The sequence below is a fragment of the Clostridium beijerinckii genome (assembly GCF_036699995.1).
In the GTDB taxonomy this organism is placed as follows: Bacteria; Bacillota; Clostridia; order Clostridiales; family Clostridiaceae; genus Clostridium; species Clostridium helianthi.
This window is the reverse complement of record NZ_CP144906.1, coordinates 4,191,306-4,213,100: the sequence shown is the minus strand read 5'-3', so window position 1 is coordinate 4,213,100 and position 21,795 is coordinate 4,191,306. Positions and strand designations below refer to the sequence as shown.

Sequence of the window (21,795 nt, the reverse complement as noted above, 5' to 3'; positions counted from 1 at the left end):
ACAATGAATAGTGAAGAAATCCAATATTGTATTAATAAGATATCTGAATTTTTAGCAGTTAGAGATATAAGCACGTTAAATTCTAAAGAACTAGAAAGAAAATTTGGATTAAAAAAAGTTGATGTATTAGTCTTATTAGGTAATTCTATCCCTTATACAGTACAGTGTGCTGTGAATGCATGGAAGAATAATATATGTGATAAAATCTTAATTAGTGGGGGGATTGGTCATTCTACCCAAATACTGAGAGATGAAATAAGGAGAAGTTCAGAGTTTAATTCGATTCAAGTAGATGGTAGGCCGGAAGCTGATATATTTTTTGATATAATGACTAAAATTTATGGTGTTAACTCAGATAAAATTATTATAGAAAATAAATCTACGAATTGTGGAGATAATGCTAAAAAGACAATAGAATTATTACGCAAATTAAATATAGAATATAAATCTTTAATTTTAATTCAAGATCCTACTATGCAACTTAGAACTTTTGCTTCGTTTTCCAGGTATACATATAGTAAAAATGTTAAGTTAATAAACTATGCTCCATTTATTCCTAATATTGATATGAATTTAAAATTAATTAATATTGGAATTAATGGAATTTGGGATTATAAAAGATATTTGGAACTTTTGATGGGAGAGATCCCAAGATTAAAAGATGACGAAAATGGGTATGGACCTAATGGAAAGGGATTTATAGTCCATGTTGATATACCAAGAGAAATAGAAGAAGTATACAATAGTCTAAAAACATTGATTAACAATGAAGATTTTTACCGTAGATGTTGATTTTAGCAATTAAAATATAATACATAATATATGGAAAGAGAGTTGTAAGTTTATGAATGATATTTTAAATGAGACCTTGCTGCTTTGCCCAGTTTGTAAGGAAAAATTAGTTAAGGATATTTCAAATAAGATGTACAGATGCAGTAACAAACATACATATGATATAGCAAAAGAAGGGTATGTAAATTTGTTAATAAGCAATCAGAAAAGAAGTAAGAATCCTGGTGATTCAAAGGAAATGGTTTTATCAAGAATAGATTTTTTATCCAGAGGATATTATAAACCATTGTCTGATAAGATAAATGAAATAATAGTTGATGGGATGTCAGATAAAATTAGCAAGAAATTGAATATTGTAGATCTAGGATGCGGCGAAGGATATTACTTAACAAACCTAAAAGATTATATGAATAAGAAAAATATTCAAGCTAATTATTATGGCTTAGATGTTTCTAAAGAAGCTGTAAAATATGCAAGTAAACTAAACAAAGATTGTGTTTGGGCGGTCGGAAACAATTTTAACATACCACTTGGCGATAAAACAGTGGATTGTATTATTTCAGTATTTAGTCCTATAGATATTGATGAGTGTAATAGGGTTTTAAAGGATGATGGAATATTTGTTAGAGTTTTACCTAGAACTAATCATTTAATACAACTTAGGAATATTATTTATTCTGAGGTTCATTTAAATGATAAAGTTTATAAAGCAAATGCAGAAGAAAATGATTATATAGAAGAAGCTAATGAAACATTTGATATAACATTGAATAAAGAAGAATTATTGAGCTTATTAAAGATGACACCTCATTATTGGAAGTCTACACCGGAGAATAAAGAGAAGCTAGAAGATTATGAATCCTTAGCTATAACTATAGATATGAGAATAGGTATATTTAAAAAGAAAATTTAAATTAATAGAACTGAATTCAAATTTGATATAAGCCTATATAGGTAGAGTTTATTTTAGTATTTTTATAACTAATTTATTAAATTTATCCTTTTGTAGGTAAAGATATAGAAACTGTACAAAATAGGTATTATAATATATATTAATATGCATAATAATTTACTTATAATTCATAATTATTTGTTTTCTTATGATGCATATTATTGTGAATTATAAGTAAATTTGATCACGGAGGAAACATGCCAGAAACAGTACTACTTACATTTTTTTTAGCAAAAATTAGAGGATACAAAATAAGTCCGTTGTTTAAATCATGGACTATTTATCCTCTAATTGGATTTGAAATACTTACGTTTATTGGACAAGTTGCTACTTTTTTTGGCAATTATGTGCTTATAAGAACTATAGGGGGATTAACATCTATCTATTTAATTACATATTTGTTACTGATATTAAAATATGAATTATACAAAAGTTCGATAATTGGATCGGTTTTTATGATTTTAGGCGGCGTATTAAATGATATTGCAATAAAAGCCAATGCGGGATTTATGCCAGTTTATCAATCATTATCGCACTTTACAGGTCGTACATTAGAAAATTTTCAAGGAACGAATGATATTCATATATTAGGAGATTCACAAACTAAATTAAAGATCTTAACTGACTTTATAGACTTAGGATACACTATCCTTAGCGTAGGGGATGTACTTATAAGAGTATTTGTGTTTGTAGTGATTTATAGTGCGTTAAGGAAAATTCATAATCAAAGGAGAAAAGAAAATGTTAAGATTAACAGTATTTGAATTTATATTTAGGTTAGTTCCAGAAGCATTTGTATTAATACTAGCAATGATAGCGTTATCTAATGTAAAACTTAATGCAAAAAGATATGTAATTTCGAGTTTATTATTAGCAGTATGTGAATATGGAATACGACTTCTGCCTATAAATTATGGAGTGCCAACCATACTTGATATATTTGTAATGATTATTATTATGTGGAGCATAAATAAAGCAGATATGGTTTTGTCTATAAAATCATCATTGATAACAACTATAGTTTTATTTATGTGTGAAGGATTAAATATTCTACTATTAAACATTGCGTTTAGAAATAGTTTGGATGTTATAATGTTAAATCCAGTATTAAAAGAAATATATGGGTTACCATCTCTAGTATGTTTTGTAATTATAACATTAATTTATTATTTAAAAAAAGGAATGCTTAGAGATGTTTAAAATTGAGAATATATGCAAAAAAATTTCTGGTTATATTGCACGTGAATTAAATCTTAATGATGATAGAAAATCAGTAATAAACTATGGAATATTTGCTTTTATCCAAATTATGATTTGCATAGCATTAGTTATGATATTTGGAGTTATTTTCAATGTAATGATTGAAGCACTTATCGTATCATTTACAACAAGTATGCTAAGGAAAAGCTCAGGGGGAGCTCATGCGAGTTCACCTGAAAAATGTGCTATTATAGGAACTGTTGTTAGTGTAGGAATGGGAATAACAGCGAAATATGCACATTTTGATTTGATTTTGATTATAGTGGTAGGAAGCATAATATTTGCATGGTCGTATTATATTATATATAAATTAGCTCCTGTTGATAGTGCGGCAAAACCAATTAGAAGTCATAAAATGAAAAAAAGGCTAAAAAAAGTGTCTATCATAACGTTGAGCGTTTACTTAGCTATTGTATTAATTTTAATTTTGTCATATTTGCTAACAGAGAATCTTACTTTATTAACCTATTCTTTGTGTATTTATATAGGCTTGTCGTGGCAGATTTTTTCTTTAACTAAAACTGGGCATTTAGCATTGAGGCAGTTCGGACATTAAAAAAACTAGGTTACTTAGTTTAAAGGAGGTGAAGTTAATGAAACGAAGAATTTTAATGGTAGTAGCAACAGCGGCAACACTTATCGCATCAATTGTTTCTACTTCTGCATGTATATGGGGACATTATCAGCCAGAAGAACCTAAGTGCTTAAGAGAAGAGTAATTTACAAAGTGAGACCAGCATATTGGCCTCACTGTAACTATTTATGAGGTATATTATATGAAGCGTGTAAAAGACGACAAAAAAAAACAAGTTAATGATATAATATCTGTAGTAAAATTATCTTCACTTTTATTCGTGGGTATAATTTTATGTAGAGAGTTTATTAAAAATACTAACTCGCAAGTATGGGAAATTAGTTACTATTATCAATATGTATTTCTTTGTGCTCCATTAATGATAATAACTTTAGTTTACTGCGCATGGACATTTTCAATAAAAAATAAGATTAGATGGAGGCGTGGAACTATATTCAATAAAATTGAAATAGCAGTATTTATAATAGTGTTTTCGATAATTATATTTATATGTGGAGTAAATGAAAGCCAATATAAATTTTTGTATTTGTTTATAATAATAACAACAACGATTCAATATGGAATGAAACAAGGTATTATAGTTTCCTGTATTTCATCTCTAATTATTTTAGCGATGGATATATTTATGGAACCTAATGTAATAGTAAATACATATTTTGAAAATGATTTGATCCTGGCAGGAGTATTTATTTTAACTTCATGGCCTTTGGGATTCTATGTAAAGATAGAAGCAGAACATATTAAAAAGTTAGAGGAGTTAATAAATATTGATGGGCTTACTGAACTTTATAACCATAGATATTTCTGTGACTCGTTAGCAGAGAAAGTTAAGAATGGAGATAGGAATAGCAAACCTGTATCCATGATTTTTATAGATATAGACTATTTTAAGCAATATAACGATACTCATGGCCATCAAAAAGGTGATTACGTCCTTAGAAAAATTGGTGAAATTATTAGAAGTAATGTAGGGAAAGAAGATATCGCAGCAAGATATGGGGGCGAAGAATTTGCGATAATACTGCCCGATACAAATGAGGAAGAAGCAATGCAGATGGCAGAAAATTTAAGAAAAAAAATAGAGTGTACACATTTTGAGGGGGAAGAAAGTCAGCCTAAAGGGAAAGTTACAGTTTCCATGGGTGTATCAGTTTATCCAAATAAAGCGAGAAATGATATAGAATTAATAAAAAGTGCAGATGATGCGTTATATAGAGCAAAATTTTTCAATAAGAATAGGGTTGAGGCGTATACCTCAATTCTAGATGAAATCAAAAAAAATATAGATGAAAAAGATATTGAACTTGTCGCTTCGATAAAAACCTTGATTAGTGTTATTAATGCTAAAGATAGATATACTTATGGTCATGTAGAAAGAGTTGTAGTGTATAGTAGAATGATTGCTGATAAACTCAAATTAAGCAAAAGAGAAAAAGAAATTTTAATTTATGGTGCCTACATGCATGATATTGGCAAGATTAACATTAATAAAGAAGTGTTAATGAAAAAAATGAGACTAACAGATGAAGAATGGGAATTATTAAAGCAACATCCTGCTAATGGAGTTGAAATAATAAAGTCTGTAGAATCACTTAAAGATATCATACCTTTAATTATAAGTCATCATGAAAGGTATGATGGAAACGGATATCCTAATAAATTAAAGGGCAAGGAAATACCTTACTTAGCAAGAATTCTGACAGTTGTTGATAGTTTTGATGCGATGACATCAAATAGACCATATAATACTAGAAAAACTTATGAGGAAGCAGCAGAGGAACTTGAAAAATGCAGCGGGACACAATTTGATCCTGAAATTTCGGCGGCTTTCATTGAAATAGTGAGAAGGAATGAGGGCGAGGCTTTTATAGAAGGCGTAAGCGATATATGATAAATACACGTATAAATAAATCATAAATATCTATTTTAATCAAATTGCATGTTAATATTAGTTTTAGAAACTTAATAGTAGTAATTCACCTATTTGTTGTAAAAGAATAAGCTGTTTTTAGAAAGAAAGTTTATTAATGGAGGCAATTTGCATGGGTTACTATATTAAAGTAGAACCAGATGTTAAAGTTTATGTAGAAGATCTTAATGAAGAAGGAAGAAATACAATTGTATTTTTGCATGGTTGGCCAGGAAGTCATAAATTATTTGAATACCAGTTTAATATCCTTCCTAAAATGGGATATAGGTGTATAGGGATAGATCAAAGAGGCTTTGGTGAATCAGATAAACCATATAGGGGGTATGACTACGATAGATTAGCGGATGATGTTAGAAGAGTTGTGGAAGTACTTAAATTAAAAAGCTTTACATTACTAGGTCATTCTACAGGTGGAGCAATCGCTATTAGATATATGTCAAGATATGATAATGACAAAGTTTCTAAGTTGGTTCTTTGCGCAGCGGCAGCACCAAGCCTTATTCAAAGATCTTATTTTCCTCATGGGTTACAGAAACAAGCTGTTATTGATATAATTAAAGGAACATATACTGATCGACCTAAAATGCTTCAAGATTTTGGAGATATTTTTTTCTATAAGCATATTACAGAGAGTTTTTCAAATTGGTTCTTTCAGCTTGGATTGCAGGCAGCAGGTTGGGCTACAGCAGAAGTTGCTAATACTTGGTTAGGCGAAGAAAGTTTGTTTTCTGATCTTGAAAAAATTAATGTTCCAACATTGATTCTTCATGGCATTCATGACCAAGTTTGTTTATTTGCTTTGGGTGAAGCTCAAAGGCAAATCATTAAGAATTCTAGAATTATACCATTTAATGATAGTGGACATGGATTATTCTACGATGAAAAAGAAAAATTTAATCAAGAGTTAACAAAATTCATTGAACAGTAATATTTATGAGAGGTAAGTGAATGTTATTAAGTGATATTTTGATTTTGAGTTGAAGATATGAATATGATATAGAAATTATACTTTTTTATAAGGTTACAAATTCTAAAGAATATATATTCTTTAGAATAGTACCTTATATTTTCTTTTATGATGATTAATATAACGTAAGTAAACTTGACTAATTCTTATTTTATTGGTAAGTTAAATAAATGGTTACTAAATTAATCTGTATATATATAGTAAAAGCAGAAATATTAATTATAATCTAGGAAGGATGATATGCTTTGGAAGAAAGTACTAAAATAGAAGAAAAAGGTAAGAAGAAAAGTAATTTTATTAAAGATTGGATAATACCAATATTTTGTGCTTTAGTAATAGCGTTTTTACTAAGACAGTTTGTATTTTTTAATGTATATGTGCCAACAGGATCAATGATTCCAACTATAAATTTAAATGATAAAATTTTAGTAACAAGAATACATAACTTTGATAATCTAAAAAGAGGAAATGTAATTGTATTTTATTCAGATGAACTTAAAGAAACTTTAGTAAAGAGATTAATAGGTTTGCCAGGAGATAAGATAGATATAAAAAATGGGATAGTATTTGTAAATGGAGAAAAGTTGGAAGAAGACTATGTAAAAAATAAGGATGATTATAATGGATCATTTGAAGTACCACAAGGAAAGTATTTTTTCTTAGGAGATAATAGACCTGTATCATTAGATGCAAGGTATTGGAAAGATCATTATATAGATAGCTCTAAAATAGAAGGAAAGGCTCAGTTTATATTTTATCCTTTTAAAGATTTTGGAATGTTAAAATAATGTAAGAAAACCACTCGAGAGAGTGGTTTTAACTTATGGTTATAAAATTAGCGGCTATTTCTCCAGTACCGATTATTGATACTATATCACCTTTAACCATAGGACCTAAGTTAATCGTTTCATTGATTGTATCGAATCTCTTGAAAAATTTTATATCTCCATCAGGATCTATAATAATTAAACTTGTAATGTTATTAGGAGTTATAAGTTTTGCAGTATAATTTTCTTTGCTGCTTTCAGAAATTTTATATATACCTTGCTTGTAAGTGTTTGCTATTGGAATCGTTGCATTAGCATTGCTTATAGTAAAGATAAAAAATATTAAGAGGGTTACTAAGAAGTTTTTTATTTTCATTATTTATACCTCGCTTTAATGCAGTTATAATTTTTTAAACGCAGCCAATAAAATACTGGCTGCGTCTTTAATTAAGTTAATTAGAGGAATAGAGATTAATGCATTAAATATATTCTGCAAAATCGTCATCTATTATACTTAAATATTAAATTTATAAAAATATAATAAAAACAATAGAATATTTTGTCGGATTATGTTAATATATAAGTGTACAAAAGAGTATGTCTCAAATTATATAAAACCTTAATAATCTCATAATCTCTTATAAATATAGATGCGGCTAAGTTAGGCCGCATCTTTTTTGTGCATTATTAATAATACTAATGCCATGGTATAGTTTGTAAGAAATTTTAATTTAACATTCACTAAAAATTATTTATATTATATTGTCATAAGAAAAGTGGATTTTAAGGTCGGTATTTCATAATATGTGTTATAAAATAATATTGAAGGAAGTATATAATGTTAAAAGCAATTTTAAAGCCAATGGAGAAAATTCTTACTAGCAGATTTAATAAATCTGGATTGAAGGAGGAATTAACAAAGCATCCAGATTATATTTCAAAAGCACGAGAAATTTGGGATATGATTGATGAGGATTTTGGAATTTCAAGTACGATTGAAAATGTGTTGAAATTAAAAATAGATAAGTTTGATAATACGTTAATATCTAAATTTCCAGAATTAAAAAAAGAGGATATTGAGGAATTAAAACAAAATATACTTGAGAATTTAAATCTAGGCAAAGATTTTACATTTGGTAATGCAAAAGTAATTAAGGAATTGAATGATATTAATTCTAAGTTACAAGAAGAAAATGAGAAACTAAAAAGTGAATTAAGGAAATTTGAATCACTACTTACTTCAAGTAGTAATTCGAATTTAAATGAAGCAGAAACAGCTGCTAATAAAGATGAAAAATAATAAATTTGTAACTTAATTAAGAGTAGCCATTTGGCTACTCTTAATATCATATGAATGAGTGTATTAATAATTTTAAATTCATTCATTTTTTATATTCGCTGTAAGGCATTTCTACTACAAAGCCGGTTTCGTTGAACTTATAGTTTGTATTACTAAGAGGTGGCCTATTATAAATTAAATTCATTCCAACTGTATAAAGAGCTTCTGCCATCGCAGATGGATCTTGGATAACAGTACCGAGCATAGAACCTTTTTTAATTAATTCTCTAGCCTCTGGTATTGCATCAGCTCCAACAACTGGTATTGATTTGTTACCTATATTATAACCATATTTTTGCAAGGCGTTAATAGCTCCTATAGCTAAAGTATCATTATTTGCAATTATAGCTTCAATTTTATCACCATACTTTAGAAACGTTGATTCCATAATCATTTGAGCGGCTTCTTTAGTTCCCTCTGAAGATATTCTGGAAAGTTCCTCAGTTTTTATTCCGGCGTCATTAATTGTTGATATAGAATACCTTGTTCTTGCGGTAGTTAGTGTGTTATTGTTTTTGTCTGTTAGCATAATATATTGAAGAATATTATCTTTATTTTTATCCATAGCTGCTTTATTAGTGTTCCATGCATTAACAATTAAATTTCCTTGTAAAATTCCAGATTGTTCAGCTGATGTTGCTATTACAAGAGCCTTAGGATAAGATTTAATTGAAGTTGTTACAAATGGAACTATATTAAATAGAATTACAGGAATATTTTTGGATTTTACCTTGTTAATAAATGAGTCTATATTATTTGCATCTAAATTAACTAAGTTTGCTAATAAAAGGTCAAAATCTGTTGAAAGTGTTGAATCTATAAGTTCATTTTGTATATCTGTATTGTTCTTCCCATCAAGAAATATAAATTCTACATTGTTAGCGTTTTCTTTTTGAATCCTTTCTAAGCTATCTTTAATCAAAGAGATATATGCGTCATTAAAAGAAGAGAGAAGTACTACTATTCTTTTTGTTTTTTCTGATTTAATTTGTGCGTTTGCATATATATTATTTTTTACTATATTTAATGATGCGACGATAAATAATGTTAATATAGTAGTGAAAATTATTATTTTTTTTAATACCTTCATTTGAAGCCTCCAGGTTCTTAATATAATTAATAGTTTTAGGTTGTCTTTTAGTAAAAAAAATATACTCTATTTTGTTAATGTAATTTATTAGATAGGATATGTAAGAATTGCATGTGATAATGGTATATAATTTTTATTTAATAAGATGATCTTTATTTTCTATAAAATATAAAAAAATTTCTGTAGGATCTAGGTTTAATTCTTTTGATAATTTTAAAATAAAATTAATATTAGGATTGCAAGTGGAAGGATGTTTTTCTAACTTAGATAAATAACTTTTGCTAATTCCTAATTTTTTTGCCAATTTCGACTGAGTTAAATTTAATTCCCTTCTTTTTCTCTTTAACATACTTATCACCTCATTCTATCGCTTTCGAAAAAAGTCGAAAGTTTCCTGGTAGTAAACAATATTTGTTATATAATGTAATTACTAATGGTATTAAATACAATATATAGCTAAAAAGTATTTTATTGGAGGTGGGGTATGGATAAAAAGAAAGAAATTGAAGAATTAAGGGATGAATTAAATAAAATAATTAGTGAAAGGCTGGACTATAATAAAATTTTAAAGTTGAGTCAGAAGTTGGATATCTATATAGTTGAAGCTATGAAAACAGATGTTGAAAGTATAGATAAAGAGTAGATAAAAATGAACTTAAATGGACAAACTTGATAAAAAGTCATTCCTCATAAGTGTATACAGATTTTGTTTTAGTAAGAAAAATAGTAGGGTTTAATTAATTGGAGAATGGAGAATATAAAATAAAATGAATTATTAATTGTTTATACTCTAACTTATTAAACAATATATGTTATAATGTTAATTAGTATTTAAAATAGTATTATATAGTAGTATACATACAATAACTTGGGAGGGAAATTATCAATATATGATTATAATATTAAATGTTATTATTGTAATTTTGCTTGTATTTATGAATGGTTTTTTTGTAGCAACAGAATTTGCAATGGTAAAGGTAAGAAAGTCAAGGATAGAAACATTGGCAATGGAAGGAAACAGAAATGCAAAGCATACATTAAAAGTTGTTAAAGATTTGAACTCATATTTATCTGCATGTCAATTAGGAATAACGTTAGCATCATTAGGACTTGGTTGGGTTGGAGAGCCTGCATTTGCAGAGATGTTAAGACCTTTAATAAATCTATTTAATTTGCCTGAAATAACATTGCATTCAATTTCAGTGGTTTTAGGATTTTCAATTATAACTGGTCTTCATATTGTACTTGGCGAATTGGCGCCTAAATCATTGGCAATTATAAACACGGAAAATATAGCAATGTATACAGCTTTGCCGCTTATAGCTTTTTATAGATTGACTTATCCGATAATGTGGACTTTTAACCATAGTACTAATTTGGTTTTAAAGATATTTGGAATTTCACAAATTGATGAACAAGAAGCAGCTCATACGGATGAGGAAATAAAGCTTTTAGTTGAAGATAGCTATAAACATGGATTAATAGATCAAACAGAGTTAACTTTTGTAGATAACATATTTGACTTTTCAGAAAAAACAGTAAGAGATATTATGATACCGCGTACTGATATGGCATGTATTTTTATTGAAGATACTTTTGATGAAATTATAAATTATGCTTTAGAAGAACAACTGACTAGATATCCTGTATGTAGAGATAGTAAAGATAATGTAATTGGATTCATACATATTAAGGACTTATATAAACTTAAATTTGAAGGCAGCGATAACATAGAAGGAATTATTAGAGAAATTAAATTTGTTCCTGAATCATTATCAATTAGTGAATTGTTTAAAACTTTTAAAAAGGAAAAAGCTCAAATGGCAATAATTATAGATGAGTTTGGTGGTACAGCAGGGCTTGTGACTACCGAAGATATTTTAGAAGAAATTGTTGGTGAAATTCAAGATGAATTTGATGATGACGGAGAAGAGGAAATAAGAGAGACTGATAATGGTAGCTATGTAGTTGATGGTAAAGTTTTAATCGGAGATATCAACGAACTCTTAGATACTAATATTGAAGCTGAAAATATTGATACTATTGGTGGATGGATTTACTCTCAATTGAAGTCATATCCAAAACCTAAAGAAAAGATAAATTATGACAAGTATGAATTTATAATTTTAAAATGCGATAGAAAAAGAATAAATCAAGTATTAATCAAAAATTTAAGTGAATAATTTAAAACAGTGCTTTTAGATATTTCCATATATCTGAGTGCTGTTTTTTTATTCCTTAGGAATTTATATTCCATTAAAATCTGTGGATAGCTTAAAAGGTCAGTTGAATAGTTTTGGTATTTTAAAAAGAATAAAAAAGAAATCTTATTCGCTTGCCAAACTTTTCTCACATGCGTTCCATAAGGCAGAAGTGCAGAAATATTAATAAACAGAGCTGCCTTTCATCTTGTTCTCAAGAATTAAAGCTATAAATTTATTTAAGGTTAAATTAAGCTTTTTAGAATTGTAAAAAAATAAATAAGATGTATAATTAATCTGAATTGGAAAAATTATCAAAATGGGAGAAGAGGGATTTTAGATGGGGAAAATAAAAATAAAAGGAGTCGTAGCAAGTATATTAATATTTTCATTTTTACTGTGTCAGGGAACTTATGCAAAAGCAGCAGAATCAGCTGATATAAATAGCGCAATCGTGCCTAGTTCATTAAGAATGCAAGATGATTTTTATTCATCAGTGAATAGGGAATGGTTAAATACAGCTAAAATTGATATTGGTAAAACATCTAATTCAACATTTATGGAAACTAGCAAGGTGTTAACAGAACAAAAAAAGCAAATAATAAATGATTTGTTAGCTAATGAAAAAAATTACGCAGAGAATAGTGATGAAAAGAAGATAATTAATTTATACAAAAATACTTTAAATATTGATGCAAGGAATAAGCAAGGAATTGAACCGATAAAAGAAATGTTGGAAGAATTGAGAAATATTAAAACAATAGATGATCTTTCGGTGTTTACACCTGAATCAAAAGTTGAAAGTCCTTTAATAGAATTTTCTTGCTCTGTAGATTTAAAAGATGCAACAAAAAATGCTCTTTATATAGAACCAACACCTCTTAGTTTAGGAAATTCAGATGAATATGTAAAGCCAACGGAAAATAGCGCAAGAATTAAAAGCTTGGCAGAAAATTATTATAATACAGTTTTAACATTAAGCGGGTATACAAAAGAACAAGCTAAAATTAAAGTGGACAACTTGTTTAAATTTGAAAGTACAATAGCATCATCAATAAAGGGGAAAGAAGAAACATCAAAAAATAATAATTCTATAGATGAACAGTATAATGTGTATACTCTAGATCAGCTTGATTCTTTGGCACCAAACCTAAGAATAAAGACAATTATGAAAAATTTTAAAGTAGATAATGCAAATAAAATAATTTTGACACAGCCGAAATGGTTTCAGGCTTTAAATGATGTATACAAACAAGAAAACTTGCAAATGATAAAAGATTATATTGAAATTAAGAATATAGCTAGAGCGTCACAGTATTTGGGAGAAGATTTTGAAAAGGCTGCAACTGACTTTAGAAATGCACTCTTAGGGTCACAAGGAGATATTTCTAGAGATGAAAAAGCTATTAATATGGTTAATTCTGCATTAGGGGAGCCCTTTGGTAAGATTTATATTAAAAAATATTTCTCAGATAAGGTTAAAGAAAATGTTAAAGATATGACTAATGAAATAATAGAAACTTATAAAAAGAGAATAAATAATCTTGATTGGATGGGCAGCAATACTAAGGAAAAAGCTATTGAAAAATTGGACAAACTTAATGTGCAAATTGGATATCCAGAAAAGTGGGAAGATTATTCAGGTTTGGAAATAAGATCGTATGAAAACGGGGGATCTCTTTGGGAAAATATTCAGAACTTAGGTAAGTTTGCGTATGAAAATTCAATAAGCAAGCTAAATCAATCTGTTGATAAATCAAAATTTGCATGTACACCACAAACAATTAATGCCTTTTATAATCCATCAGCTAATACAATAACAGTTCCAGCTGGAATATTACAAGGTGAGTTTTATGATGCGAATTCTAGTAAGGAAAAAAACTTAGGTGCAATAGGTGCAATTATAGGTCATGAAATAAGTCATGCATTTGATAATACTGGAGCGAAATTTGATGCAGATGGAAATTTAAATAATTGGTGGAGCGCAGATGATTATAAAAAGTTTGAAGAAAAGACTAATAAAGTTAGACAATTTTACAATACTGTCAAAGTAGATGATGGTAAAAATGTAAATGGAGATCTTACTGTGGGGGAAAATATAGCTGATATAGGCGGAGTGGCTTGCACTTTAGATATTTTAAAGAAAATGCCTAATCCAGATTATAAGGCATTCTTTGAAAGTAATTCTACTATTTGGCGTGAAATTGGCACAAAAGAATATGAGGATTATAAGCTTCAATATGATGTACATTCACCAAATAAAGTGAGAAATAATATAGTATTGGCACAATTTGATGAATTCTATAAAACATATGGAATTAAAGAGAATGATAAGATGTATATTAAGCCGGAAGATAGAATACAAATTTGGTAGTAGATTAGAATTGATTTTGTGAAAGAGGTTAAAGGAACAAGGTGCATAAATTTATATATTAGAATCGTTTTATATTACAGCAATAAATTGCTAATAAAATTATGCATATTGTAATTGAGGTTTTACATTTTAGTATTACTAATTTAATGAAAGATAAAGACACCGCTAATGGTGCCTTTATCTTTTATTGAATTATGATTTAGAAATTATTTTTGCAGATGATTTAAGAAAATCAGAATGCAATCGTTTTACATGACTTAAAAAGTATATATATGCAGTATCAAATATAAAACAGAAAATTCCTAAAGTAATGATTAATCCGCTATGCAAAATAATGCTAGATGAGATTGTAGTTGCTAAGGTACCAATACACTTATTAATAGCTATAGTTAAACTTTGCCCCTTTATATCGGGTCTACCGACAAACATTATTATGAATGATATAGACATTATGAGGTTTTGAATAAAAGCGGAATAGAATTTAGCTAAATCACCAAATTCTATGATAAAGAAATATTGGATAACAAAAGACATTATAAATATAATCAAAGTCCATGGCCAGAAGTATTCTTTATTTGTATGTTTTGGGAAATAGCGCTTCCCATATAATAGGTAAGTTAAGACGACTAAAATGTCTAAGCATAGCCAAATTAAAGTGATATAAGTTGTAATATTTAATATATTACCTTTTAAATCAAAATAAGAATTGACACTTTCCCAAGCAAAATTAAGAGCTAACGCAATAAATGGAATTCCGCAAGATTTATATCTAAAACCTAAATGAATTAATTTTACATAAACAATCGACCAACAAAATCCACAAACTAATAACAAAAATAATACCATAAAATTTCTCCCTTATAATTTTTCAATTATAATTATAAAAGTTAATTATATTGTTAATATATGATATTCAGAAGCTAAGAAAACTAGACTCGTATTTATTAATTTAAATTAGTAAATGCGAGTCTAGTTTTCTCTTTTTAGATCTTCTATTGGCTGATATACGTATAGTTCACAGTAATTGTCTTTGGATCTTGAATTGTCTATATATTCAAACCTGAAGGTGGCAGCAAATTTATAGCCAGATTTAAAAATCCATTTTCTATATAGCTGAACTAATAAACGGCCTAAATGTCTTCCATTAAGATCGTCAGGGCGAAAGAAACCAACAAAACGAAACACTACATATTTATGAGCCGGTATAGAAATACTAATCATTCCTTCGGGTATAGTATTTATATCGGAAACTTGGACACTTGGAATGTAATATATGAAGTCATCACTACCCCAATCTGTAAAACCAAAGTATTCGTGTGGGTTTATCAAATTATTAATTTTATGCTTATGATTATAGAAGAAATCTCGTCCATATGAATTTGCGCTTTTATCACCAGATTTACTTAATATCTTATGCTTTATTCCAATCAAATTGAATTTTTGTTTAAAGACAAATTGAGGATTATATGTAATAGAATTACCTATGGATAAGATATCATTACAATTAATTTTTTCTTTAAGTATTAAACTCAAAGAAATTTTATCAGATCTGATTTTAAGAGGTGTATGTCCAAAGCATTTTTTAAATGCTCTAATATAGGATTGTTCATAATCAAAACCGTACTCAAGAGCAATATCAATAATTCGCATAGTTGTATTAATTAATTCATTAAGGCTAGATGTTAATTTTCGACCTTGAACATATTCCATAATAGATTCGCCGGTTAAAGATTTAAAGATTCTGTGTAGATAATATTTTGATATCCCTGTATGTAGTGAGATATCAGCCAAAGAAATCTTATTATAGAGGTTATTTTCAATATAATCTACAGTTTCAATAATAGTTTCTTTTAAGTCTTTCATATTTTAAACACCTTTTCCAAAAAAATAGTTATTGAGATAAACGAAAGATAGTAAGGTAATAATTTTATATAATATATTTGATGCTGAACAAAATTAAATATATTAATTTATTCATTTTGGAAATATATCGGACATTAAAAAAGCAATATCTGTTCATTTTAATTAACAATTTACATATAAAATCATATTGAAAGACGATATTAAATTGTTTAGATTTATTATATCGATTAAAAGTTATAAAGTAAATACTTTGTAAATTAGAAAGAATTATGCTGTATTGGTTACAGAAAGTAGGAGGTTAAGTATGAGTAGAAGAGTAGTTATTACAGGGATTGGAGCAGTTACATCACTTGGAATTGGAGCAGATGAACTTTGGAAGTCAATAAAGGCTGGAAAGTCTGGAATTAGTATGATTGAGGGAATAGATGTTTCTGATCTACCTACTAAAGTTGCATCTCAAGTAAAAGATTTTGATCCAAGTAGATTTGTCGATAAAAAAGAAGTTAAAAGAATGGATAGATTTGCACAATTTGCTCTGGCATCAGCTCAAATGGCCGTGGAAGATTCAGCGCTTAATTTGGAAAAAATAAATAAAGAACGTATGGGAGTAATAATTGGCAGCGGCATAGGAGGAATTGGAACCCTAGAAAGTCAGTATGATGAATTGAAAGAGAGAGGTCCTCGAAGAGTGAGTCCATTTTTGGTACCAATGATGATAGCTAATATGGCTTCAGGACTCGTTGCTATAAAATTTGGAGCTAAAGGTTATAATGAATGTACTGTTACAGCGTGTGCAACTTCAACAAATGCAGTTGGGAACGCATTCAAAGTAATTCAAAGAAATGATGCAGATATAATGATTGCTGGTGGAGCAGAGGCTTGTGTAACGAAACTAACTTTATCTGGTTTTTGTGCAATTAAAGCTATGACAACAAATCATGATCCGGCTACTGCATCTAGGCCGTTTGATTCAGAAAGAAATGGATTTGTACTTGGAGAAGGTTCAGGTGTGCTTATACTTGAAGAATATGAGCATGCTTTAAATAGAGGAGCTAATATAATTGCCGAAATAGTTGGATATGGATGTACTAATGATGCATTCCATATAACTGCTCCGGCTGAAGAAGGGGAGGGAGCTGCAAGATGTATGAAAATTGCGCTTGAAGATGCAAAGATTACACCTTCTGATATAGGATATATAAACGCTCATGGAACATCAACAAAAGCAAATGACAAAAATGAAACTATGGCTGTAAAATCTGTTTTTGGGAAACATGCGTATGAGCTTGCTATAAGCTCAACAAAATCAATGACGGGTCATCTTTTGGGGGCTTCGGGTGCTATAGAGGCGATTATAACAGCATGTGCGCTAAGAGAGGGATTCATCCCTCCAACAATAAATTACAAAAATCAAGATCCGGATTGTGATTTAAACTATGTACCTAATGAAGGAAAGAATTTCGAATTTACTTATGCTTTGAGTAATTCATTTGGTTTTGGAGGACACAATGCAACTTTGGTTTTAAAAGCATTTAATTAGTTTAAATGATATAACGAGTTAAGCTAGTTTATTTTATTCAAAGAAGCTCTAGAAACGACTTTTATATTAAAATTGTTGAAGGTTCCTTATTTTTGTGAGATTTTACAAATGTATAAGAAAATATGGATTATTTTGTTATAATATGATAATGTAGACATAAGCAAAACAATTCAAACATAATAATCTGAAAAACAAAATTAAAGATAGGTAGAGCGTGGCTCGGCCTATCTTTAATTCTTTAAGAAAATTAGATTTAAAACTAGAAATATTAGGATAGAGTTTTAAAGAACGAAACCATATATGCGATAGTCTGTAATGATATCATAGTATGGAGTTATACTGTTTTTTTTTTTTTTTTTTTTTTTTTTTTTTTGAGTGGTATACTATGATTAAGCTAATTTTAGATATCTATATATTTAAACTTGGATGATTGGAAAATTTTCTGTGAGCGTAAATAGCAAATAAGCTTAAAAAAATCAACCCTAATAATCCTTCCCCATTAATAATTTTTACATTGCCAATAACAAATCCATAAGAAACATTATTATAAGAGTAGCCAAGTGTGGCTATGTTTATATTATTCCATAATATGTGCATTATACTTGGTAGAAGTACATTTGGTGACATTGTATAAAGATAAGTAAAGGAGTAGTTTAACGCAAAAATAGCTGCACATTGCAAAACTACATATGTAACGGCTTTAGGTAAGCCAAAATGCATATTTAGAATAAAGAATGCGGGAACATAGTATAATGACCAAATAATACCCATTATAAAATTAGTTCTTTTAATACTGTATCTTTTTAAGAGTCGAGGTAAAAGGTAACCTCTCCAACCATACTCTTCAAATAATCCTGCTATAAAAAGTGTTAACGAGATCAAAGTAATCTTTATAGCATCGAGAAATATGTACGATATATTTTCTGATAATACACCTTGTTTAGTTAAATATGCAGATGACCCGCATAGAAAGATCACAATTAATGGAAATGCAATAGCGAAAATTAAGCCCTTCAATGTGATTTTGTAAGTAAAGGGATTTAGTAATACTTTTAATGACCTTGATTCCATCAATATTGAAATTATAGCAGCGAAAGCTGGAATAACCATTATAATAGTTAAGGCTCCGATAAAACCTTTCGGTAAAAGTATTATACTTATAAAGTAAGTTAATAAAAAAGTGATTGATAGGAATGTTTTTTCGTATTTCATTTTTAAGCTCCTTTTAAAAACATAATTGTTTTAGTACTTCGATATAATTATATTTTGTTTCATAGAATAAATAACTTTGATTAATTATTATATCATATAGTTTAGAATATTATGTGGCAATGTTGGAATATTATATGAAAAACATGAAATGATTGCAGTACAATCTATATTTTTTGACTTTTTGTTATAAGGGTTAAAAGTTTTTTTATAGACAATGTACTGATTATCATTGAAGATATATGATAAAAAGGGCATCTTTAACAATCAAATGGACAGTGCTACTATAAATATGGGACTATAAAAGGAGTTGTTCTAAAGAGGTACCCTATTAGTTTGTGTGAATTGGACATTATAAAAAGGAGAGAGAGTTATGAAGAAAAAAATGATAATAATAAATGGAACTATGGGGGTTGGAAAAAGTGCAACCTGTAGAGAATTAAATAAAAAGTTGAAAAATTCAGTGTGGCTTGATGGAGATTGGTGCTGGATGATAAATCCTTTCGTGGTTAACGATGAAAATAAGAAAATGGTGATAAATAATATAAATTATTTATTGAGAAACTTTCTTACTAATTCATCATTAGAATATATCATTTTTAATTGGGTTATACATATGGAAGATATTTTTGATGATATATTAGAACCACTAAATGATTTGAATTTTGAGGTTATCAAGATAACTTTAATTTGTGATGAAGATGCTCTAAAGAAGAGAATTTTAGGAGATGTAAAGTTAAAGTTACGGGATGAAGAGTGCGTAAGTAGAAGTGTTGAACGTCTTGATTTATATAAAGAAATGTCAACTAAAAAGATTGATACAAGCAACATTTCTGTATTGGAAACTGTAGATAAAATAATGAAAATTATTTAAAAATAAATCTTATTTATTTTTAATGACATGGAATATATTTAGAGAAAAAAATGTATACTGTGTAGATACCCCATTAACTAATACTTAACTTTCTTATATTAATATTTTATAGGTGGATTATCCACCTGTATTTTTTTGTGAAACTATAAAATTTAAATATAGATAAATAATGTTAAAATTATTATAACAATTATGAATAAAATGTAAAAAACAAGGTTTTCAATTAGTAACATTTTTAATAATACTATTATATTTTTGAAAAAATATATAGGGGGGAGTCCTTTGCAGAGTCAGGGTTTAGAGCATATAAGGGCGGATGATGGAGTAAAAATAAGCAAAATAGAGAAAGTTACAGCTATTTTCTTTTCAAAGAGAATCTTTGAGGAAAATCGTGTTGAATAATGTCGAAAAGATGATAGTATTAAGGCATGGACTTCGTTGAAAGAGTAAACAAGTAAAGCAATTAATAAAGAAAATGTTTACTTTAAAAATTCAGAAGACAAATAAAAAAACAAAGGAGAAAAACTAATGAAGAAAGCTTTTTTAAGAAAGATAGTGACGGCTGTTATTGCTGCTACAACAATGACTAGTATTGCACCATTAGGAGTATCTGCAGCGACTACTAATTCAATGTTTAACAATTATTACAATGTATTCTCTAATGGAGGATTACAAACTGGTTGGGTTAATAACAATGGTCAATGGTCATACTTTGATAATAGTGGAGTAATGCAAACTGGTGTTATTAAAGTTAATGGTAAGACTTATTGCCTAAATCAGAATGGTATAATGGAGATTGGAAAGGTTTTAGTAAACAATAGAATATATACAACATCTCAAAGTGGACAAGTTATAGGGACTAAAGCTCCATCAAGTGATAAGGTATTCGATTCTGGAAATAACGTAGTACAAGATAATAATAAAACATCTACAGTAAAACCTTCAAATACGACAAGTACAACTTGCCCTACAACAGGAGGTACAACTAAACCCGCAACAGGAAGTACAACTGGTACTGTAACAACAAAACCTACAACAGGAAACACAAATAGTACTGGTACTACAACAACTGGAAATACAACAAATTCAGGAAGTACAGCTAATACTTCTACAAGTACAAGCTCGCTAGATGTTCAGGGGTTGCCTAAGTTACCTGCTAATTATTCTGTAACTGTACAAGCTGCTGCTGAACAAAAGATTCTTGAATTAATGAATGCAAAGAGAACAGAAGCTGGTTTAAAACCGTTAACATTAGATAATACTTTATTACAAGTGGCTAGGTATAAGAGTAATGATATGATCCAAAATAATTTCTTTGACCATACAAATCCAGATGGAACAAAGTGGACAAACTGGTTGCAAGCAGTAGGCTATAAATATACTACAACAGGTGAAAATATAGCATACAACACATATGACGCTGTTGAATTATTTACCCAATGGTGGAACTCACCAGGTCATAGAGCAAACATGATGAATTCCGCATATACTAAAGTTGGTGTAGGGGTTCTTTATGGAAATGGTAAATACATGGGAACACAAGAATTCTCAAACTAGTAAGCTATAATAATTACATGTGGCTTATCGAAATAAAGGACAATTATTTTATGAAAGTCCTTTATTTCTAGTTTTTGATATTTGGTTTAATCATAAGCTTAATTTAATTATACATAATCAATAGAATTGAACTGAGGAGAGTATACTCTAAAAGGTAATGTCTAAAAGACTGTGCCGTTTAGGGTATACTTTTTTGTCTTATTAGTACATATGTATATAATTTTAGGTTATGCTTATTATAGAATGTAACTATAATACCCAATGAAAAGTGTAATATTTATAGTTAACATCGAAAGAATTTTAGCATAATATTTGAATAAATTTCCGCAATTAAATAGTTAATTTGTTTGGGATTTTTAGCGAAATTTAAATATGCATTATATAGGAAGTATCATTGAGTTTTTATAATCATTAATTTTATTTATCGTATTAATGTTAATATTTATGCTTTAATAGTGAATTTGTATTTAGAATTGAAGTAAGCT

General features: G+C 28.4%; 22 protein-coding genes. 16 read left to right on the top strand and 6 right to left on the bottom strand.

From position 1 onward, the window contains the following. The first annotated feature begins 3 nt into the window (after positions 1–3). From PZA12_RS19485 to lepB, 9 genes are all read left to right on the top strand, one after another. Positions 4–792: a YdcF family protein gene (locus PZA12_RS19485; RefSeq protein WP_078114721.1), complete on the top strand. Its 789-nt coding sequence runs from the start codon at positions 4–6 to the stop codon at positions 790–792. A gap of 52 nt (positions 793–844) precedes the next feature. Then, positions 845–1,705: a putative RNA methyltransferase gene (locus tag PZA12_RS19480; protein ID WP_078114722.1), complete on the top strand. Its 861-nt coding sequence runs from the start codon at positions 845–847 to the stop codon at positions 1,703–1,705. A gap of 236 nt (positions 1,706–1,941) precedes the next feature. Beyond that, positions 1,942–2,508 (top strand): DUF5317 family protein, encoded by a 567-nt coding sequence (locus PZA12_RS19475; protein WP_078114723.1) that lies wholly within the window; start codon positions 1,942–1,944, stop codon positions 2,506–2,508. Then, on the top strand, positions 2,486–2,944 hold the full coding sequence (locus PZA12_RS19470) for a hypothetical protein (RefSeq protein WP_078114724.1): 459 nt from the start codon (positions 2,486–2,488) through the stop codon (positions 2,942–2,944). Before PZA12_RS19475 ends, PZA12_RS19470 begins: the two co-directional genes overlap by 23 nt. Then, positions 2,937–3,560 (top strand): accessory gene regulator ArgB-like protein, encoded by a 624-nt coding sequence (locus PZA12_RS19465; RefSeq protein WP_078114725.1) that lies wholly within the window; start codon positions 2,937–2,939, stop codon positions 3,558–3,560. The genes PZA12_RS19470 and PZA12_RS19465 overlap by 8 nt, the downstream gene beginning before the upstream one ends. Positions 3,561–3,597: 37 nt before the next feature. After that, entirely contained in the window at positions 3,598–3,723 is a 126-nt protein-coding gene (locus tag PZA12_RS19460; RefSeq protein ID WP_078114726.1) for a cyclic lactone autoinducer peptide, read from the top strand. A 57-nt stretch (positions 3,724–3,780) separates the two neighbouring features. After that, a complete protein-coding gene (locus PZA12_RS19455; RefSeq protein WP_078114727.1) occupies positions 3,781–5,490 on the top strand; it encodes a bifunctional diguanylate cyclase/phosphohydrolase in 1,710 nt (569 codons plus the stop codon). A gap of 151 nt (positions 5,491–5,641) precedes the next feature. Further along, a complete protein-coding gene (locus PZA12_RS19450) occupies positions 5,642–6,457 on the top strand; it encodes an alpha/beta fold hydrolase (protein WP_078114728.1) in 816 nt (271 codons plus the stop codon). Between the two features lie 284 nt (positions 6,458–6,741). Further along, on the top strand, positions 6,742–7,284 hold the full coding sequence (gene lepB, locus PZA12_RS19445; protein WP_078114729.1) for a signal peptidase I: 543 nt from the start codon (positions 6,742–6,744) through the stop codon (positions 7,282–7,284). 28 nt (positions 7,285–7,312) lie between these two features. On the opposite strand, the gene PZA12_RS19440 is transcribed toward lepB, so the two are convergent. Beyond that, on the bottom strand, positions 7,313–7,639 hold the full coding sequence (locus PZA12_RS19440; protein ID WP_077844034.1) for a hypothetical protein: 327 nt from the start codon (positions 7,637–7,639) through the stop codon (positions 7,313–7,315). A gap of 462 nt (positions 7,640–8,101) precedes the next feature. Between PZA12_RS19440 and PZA12_RS19435 the strand changes: the two genes are divergently transcribed. Further along, on the top strand, positions 8,102–8,563 hold the full coding sequence (locus tag PZA12_RS19435) for a hypothetical protein (RefSeq protein WP_077844033.1): 462 nt from the start codon (positions 8,102–8,104) through the stop codon (positions 8,561–8,563). Positions 8,564–8,645: 82 nt separating this feature from the next. Here the strand turns inward: PZA12_RS19435 and PZA12_RS19430 are convergent, their stop codons facing one another. Further along, entirely contained in the window at positions 8,646–9,692 is a 1,047-nt protein-coding gene (locus tag PZA12_RS19430; RefSeq protein WP_078114730.1) for a substrate-binding domain-containing protein, read from the bottom strand. A gap of 133 nt (positions 9,693–9,825) precedes the next feature. Beyond that, positions 9,826–10,041 (bottom strand): helix-turn-helix domain-containing protein, encoded by a 216-nt coding sequence (locus tag PZA12_RS19425; RefSeq protein WP_077844031.1) that lies wholly within the window; start codon positions 10,039–10,041, stop codon positions 9,826–9,828. Between the two features lie 135 nt (positions 10,042–10,176). Here PZA12_RS19425 and PZA12_RS19420 point away from each other — a divergent pair, with 135 nt between their 5' ends. The 3 genes from PZA12_RS19420 to PZA12_RS19410 all read left to right on the top strand — a co-directional run bounded on the left by PZA12_RS19420 (position 10,177) and on the right by PZA12_RS19410 (position 14,267). Beyond that, positions 10,177–10,335 carry an aspartyl-phosphate phosphatase Spo0E family protein gene (locus tag PZA12_RS19420; RefSeq protein WP_077838692.1) on the top strand — a complete coding sequence of 53 codons (159 nt, stop codon included), beginning with the start codon at positions 10,177–10,179 and terminating at the stop codon, positions 10,333–10,335. A 247-nt stretch (positions 10,336–10,582) separates the two neighbouring features. Next, the gene (locus PZA12_RS19415; RefSeq protein WP_077308835.1) at positions 10,583–11,875 is read left to right on the top strand and encodes a hemolysin family protein; all 1,293 of its coding nucleotides are present in this window, start codon (positions 10,583–10,585) and stop codon (positions 11,873–11,875) included. Positions 11,876–12,233: 358 nt separating this feature from the next. Then, complete coding sequence (locus PZA12_RS19410) at positions 12,234–14,267, top strand: M13 family metallopeptidase (protein ID WP_078114731.1); 2,034 nt, start codon at positions 12,234–12,236, stop codon at positions 14,265–14,267. Between the two features lie 192 nt (positions 14,268–14,459). On the opposite strand, the gene PZA12_RS19405 is transcribed toward PZA12_RS19410, so the two are convergent. Together PZA12_RS19405 and PZA12_RS19400 are read right to left on the bottom strand one after the other, a co-directional pair. After that, positions 14,460–15,113, bottom strand: coding sequence for a hypothetical protein (locus PZA12_RS19405; RefSeq protein WP_078114732.1), 654 nt, complete (start codon positions 15,111–15,113; stop codon positions 14,460–14,462). A gap of 123 nt (positions 15,114–15,236) precedes the next feature. After that, positions 15,237–16,130: an AraC family transcriptional regulator gene (locus PZA12_RS19400; protein ID WP_041899086.1), complete on the bottom strand. Its 894-nt coding sequence runs from the start codon at positions 16,128–16,130 to the stop codon at positions 15,237–15,239. Between the two features lie 304 nt (positions 16,131–16,434). On the opposite strand from PZA12_RS19400, the gene fabF reads away from it, so the two are divergent. Continuing rightward, complete coding sequence (gene fabF / locus PZA12_RS19395) at positions 16,435–17,670, top strand: beta-ketoacyl-ACP synthase II (RefSeq protein ID WP_078114733.1); 1,236 nt, start codon at positions 16,435–16,437, stop codon at positions 17,668–17,670. 408 nt (positions 17,671–18,078) lie between these two features. Here fabF and PZA12_RS19390 read toward each other — a convergent pair whose 3' ends face one another. Then, complete coding sequence (locus PZA12_RS19390; RefSeq protein ID WP_078114734.1) at positions 18,079–18,882, bottom strand: CPBP family intramembrane glutamic endopeptidase; 804 nt, start codon at positions 18,880–18,882, stop codon at positions 18,079–18,081. Positions 18,883–19,252: 370 nt separating this feature from the next. Here PZA12_RS19390 and PZA12_RS19385 point away from each other — a divergent pair, with 370 nt between their 5' ends. Further along, positions 19,253–19,753, top strand: coding sequence for an AAA family ATPase (locus PZA12_RS19385; protein WP_077843950.1), 501 nt, complete (start codon positions 19,253–19,255; stop codon positions 19,751–19,753). A gap of 528 nt (positions 19,754–20,281) precedes the next feature. Next, on the top strand, positions 20,282–21,310 hold the full coding sequence (locus PZA12_RS19380) for a CAP domain-containing protein (protein WP_077843951.1): 1,029 nt from the start codon (positions 20,282–20,284) through the stop codon (positions 21,308–21,310). The last annotated feature ends 485 nt before the right edge of the window (positions 21,311–21,795 follow it).